The following is a 3,698-nucleotide window of genomic DNA, read 5'->3' as shown; positions in this document are numbered from 1 at the left end:
GTGTCACGCCGCTGGCGTGGAACCGCGACGCGGTTTGTAGGATGATGGGGGGCACGCGACGGTGCGGATTCCGGTGCGGGTGATAACCCGTTGCCGCGACGCCGTTGGCGTCACACCGCAGAGCGGTGCCACAACACAGCCCGGGGTCGCGCGAGCGCACCCCGGGTGAGGGATGCAAATCGGACCGGAACGCCGACGGCGTTCAACAAATAGCGTGAGATTGTCGGGCGTCGCGAATGGCATCGGACGACCGGCTGGGTGGCTTGCGTTCACCTGTTAGGGGTGGCGGGCTGGTGATGACCGGACCTTGGGGGGGCGATACTGCGACCCCAAGCTATAATTTTGTCACGCCGCCGGCGTGGCGAGTGCGGTGCGATCGGTGCGACTCCAGCGATCCTGCACGATCAGGGCACCGTGTGCCTTCAGCTCTATTTGGTCCGGGGATGTTCACTATGGGAGGGGGGTGTTGGAATCGGATAAATCTGCAAAGTCGCAGGCAATAAGCTGGACAGTTTGTAGGATTTGCGTATGATCGGAACCTGACTCTAGGTCGTCAGTCGCAGTCATTGGAGTATGTAATGCGTCGTTTTGTGTTCCCTTGTGCCCTCGCTCTCGCTGTGGGAATTGCTTCCCAGGCTTCCGCAGCTGCTGTGTTGAGGTACTCGTCCGATGGAACTGCGGGCAGTGCGAGAGACAACTTAGTTGTGCTCGCTGACGCGGGCGATACCGTACGCCTTTCGGTTTTCGTCTTTCAGGATTCCGGTGACACCCGAATCGCTGCAACCGGCCTGACGACCGCGGGATTTCAAGCGAATTTCAATACGGGTGTGGGCGTAGTTTCCAATGCGACGACGGACGCAGGATTCAGCTTTGGTCCACCTGCAACATTTGACAACGTTGCGGGAACGGTCGTCTCGGGCGGTGGAGTGAATTTCTTTTCACCGGTGCGCCCTGGAAAGGATACTGGAAACGCTTTGATTGGCTTCTTCGATTACACTGTACAACAAAGCGGAAGCACGACGACGTTTACGTTTACCGATCCGAACCCAGGCTCAACTGCGGACAACGTTCTCGATGATGCGTCGTTCACGAACCTTGATCCTGAGCTTTTCGCAAACGCCGGAACCATTACGATTACCTCGGTGCCAGAGCCGACGACCATAATGGCTCTCAGCGGACTTGGCTGCATGGTGTTGTTGCGTCGCCGTCGTCGCTAAGACGTAAGCCCTGGGAATACCCACTCATCAAGGCACCACCGATTGTGAATCGGTGGTGCTTTTTTTATGAGGTGAACGCGGCGTGCCGACCAATGCTCATGCCTTGATGGATCTTGCCGAATCACTGATCCAGCGACTTGATCCAGATGTTCTTGAATTGAACCAGGCTGGAGGCGGGCTTGAGTTTGCCGTCTTTTCCGGGGCCGCCGTGGTGCTGCAGCACGATCGGGCCCCGCTCGGGAATTCCCGGTAATTTCGCTTGCTCCAGGACCATGTGGTCATTCAGGAGTACCGTGACCCGGTCTCCGATCAAAATGATCACAAACGAATTCCAATGGCCGATCGGTTTGTCGGCGTTGATGCGTGGGGTGACGCCGGCGCGGATCTCCGGCGGCGTGTCCCGGTTGTTGCGAATCCCATACACTTCGCCCGAGCCGACCGGCCATCGCCAAATATTGAGCTGTGCTTGGGGGTGACCTCGCAAGTAGATCCCCGAGTCGGCATTGGGCATCTTGATCGTCAGTTTCTGGCCGGCGGCATCGGTCAGGTAACTTCCATCGCTCAGCACGATCGGGACGTCGTACGACCCAGAGGCTTCCTTGATCCGCCAATCGATCTTCAAAATGAAATCGCCATACTCCGCGGCAGTCTTCAAGTTTCGGTCGCCGGTTGCTTCGCTGCGGGCGTCGTAATCGATGACGCCGTCGATGACTTTCCAGTGACCGTTGTCGCCTTCGGGGACCACCCAACCGGAGAGGTCTTGGCCGTTGAACAGGGACTGGTACCCGTCTTCGATCTCGTACTGAGCGTAGGCACAAACGCTCCACAGAAGGTTGCTGACAACCAGCAAGACGATGGATTGAGGCAGCCGCATGATGATGCTCCGAGAGGTGCTGGGGAATTGGAACGCCGTAGTGTAACCTCGTGGTCCGGCGCGTGCCGCTTGACGCATGACCGATCACTCCGCAACCCCGACGTCTAGTCGTGACACTTCCGCCCGACAAACCCGACACCGCATCACCTTCGACGGGCCCGCTGCCCTCGATGGCAGCCAACCGGTTTGCCCGCGTGTGGGCGATCGGGCTAGCGGTTTTGATCCTGGTCACCTTGCCGATCTGGATCCCGCCCTGGGGGCGTGACCCCGGTTTTCCGCCCGTTCCTTGGATCGCGATGCCCGGTGCCGAGTGGTTGGCCGGCGCGGTGGAGACTGTCGCACTGGCCGTCCTGCTGATCGGTTTGGCGGCGGCCGTCTATCGTGGCGCCGACCGATGGTGCTGGTGGAGCGTTGCCGCAGCGTTGGCCGTCTTGATCGTGCTGGACCAACATCGCTTGCAACCCTGGGCCTACCAATCGCTGCTGTATGCCGTCCTGTTTGCCGGGATGTCGTGGCGGGAAGGTCGTCGCTGGGTGATTGCGATTGCGATCAGCATCTATTTCTATAGCGCGTCTGGCAAGTTTGATTACCAGTTTGTTCACACCGTTGGCCATCAAATGGTGCAAACGCTCGCCAGCCCGATCGGCGGCGTGGGTGATGCGACCGCGACGAGGCTTGCGTTTGCGTTGCCGACCGGTGAGCTTGTGATCGCGATGGCTTTGGCGTTTCCCCGGACACGCCGAATCGGCGGTGTCTGTGCGATCGCGATGCACGTGACGTTGATCGGGTTGCTCGGCCCGTGGTCCCTCTCGCACAGCCTGGGTGTGTTGGCATGGAACGGATTGCTGGCCATCCAGGCAGCGTTGTTGTTTGTCGTCTCCCCGCGACCGATGGAGCGACCCGATCAGCAAGTTCCGCTGCCGACACGGCATCTGCTACGCTGGCCGATTCGTCTGGCGGTCGTCGCCGCCTTGCTGTTGCCCCTGACCGAACGATCGGGGTATTGGGATCATTGGACGTCTTGGGCACTGTACTCGCCACACAACAGCCGCGTCGAAATCCAAATCCATCAGTCCGCGATCGATCGGATGCCGAGTGACGTCGCCGCTTTTTTGGACGATCCGGATGGTGATCGATGGAGTGACTTGGATATCGGGCAATGGTCGCTGGAGCGGCGCTGGGTGCCCGTTTATCCGCAAGCCAGGTATCAGCTTGAGCTGGCCGTCCAACTTGCCGAGCGACACGATTTGGATCAGGCGATTCGTGGAAAGCTGAAACGTGCTTCGGATCGATGGACCGGGGAACGTCAAGAAACATTCTTGATCGGTGCAGCGGAATTGAAGCGAGAGGCAGAGCGGTATTGGCTGGGTGCTGTCTCGCGTTAGTGCTCCGCGGAGGGGCGGCAGGGCGCAAGCCCGATACCGCAACGTTGACGTCAACGAGGAGGCCCGGACGCTGGCGCGAACCGGCTGATGTCAAACGATGATCAGCCGTTTGGCGCGAGCCTACGGGCCCTGCGCTGGTCGATATCTTGTCGAAGTAGCGGTGTTGGGCGCGAGCCTGCGGATCATATCCGAGAAAATGACGAGTCGCGAACCTCTCCCACT

3 protein-coding genes are annotated in these 3,698 nt (G+C 59.6%); 2 read left to right on the top strand and 1 reads right to left on the bottom strand.

The features are described from left to right. The first annotated feature begins 578 nt into the window (after window positions 1–578). A complete protein-coding gene (locus tag ABX749_RS25675; protein WP_372898518.1) occupies window positions 579–1,217 on the top strand; it encodes a PEP-CTERM sorting domain-containing protein in 639 nt (212 codons plus the stop codon). Window positions 1,218–1,338: 121 nt separating this feature from the next. Here the strand turns inward: ABX749_RS25675 and ABX749_RS25670 are convergent, their stop codons facing one another. Next, a complete protein-coding gene (locus tag ABX749_RS25670) occupies window positions 1,339–2,091 on the bottom strand; it encodes a DUF1080 domain-containing protein (RefSeq protein WP_372898517.1) in 753 nt (250 codons plus the stop codon). A gap of 110 nt (window positions 2,092–2,201) precedes the next feature. Here ABX749_RS25670 and ABX749_RS25665 point away from each other — a divergent pair, with 110 nt between their 5' ends. Beyond that, window positions 2,202–3,476 carry a hypothetical protein gene (locus tag ABX749_RS25665; RefSeq protein WP_372898516.1) on the top strand — a complete coding sequence of 425 codons (1,275 nt, stop codon included), beginning with the start codon at window positions 2,202–2,204 and terminating at the stop codon, window positions 3,474–3,476. Window positions 3,477–3,698: the final 222 nt, after the last annotated feature.

Origin of the sequence: Stieleria sp. (assembly GCF_041595215.1) — a bacterium.
Lineage (GTDB): Bacteria > Planctomycetota > Planctomycetia > Pirellulales > Pirellulaceae > Stieleria > Stieleria magnilauensis.
This window is presented reverse-complemented; position numbering and strand designations above follow the sequence as displayed.

What these genes read in the sequence shown, in the direction of transcription:
- ABX749_RS25675 (WP_372898518.1), top strand. Translation starts at nt 579, where the DNA reads ATGCGTCGTTTTGTGTTCCCTTGTGCCCTCGCTCTCGCTGTGGGAATT.
- ABX749_RS25670 (WP_372898517.1), bottom strand. Translation starts at nt 2,091, where the DNA reads ATGCGGCTGCCTCAATCCATCGTCTTGCTGGTTGTCAGCAACCTTCTG.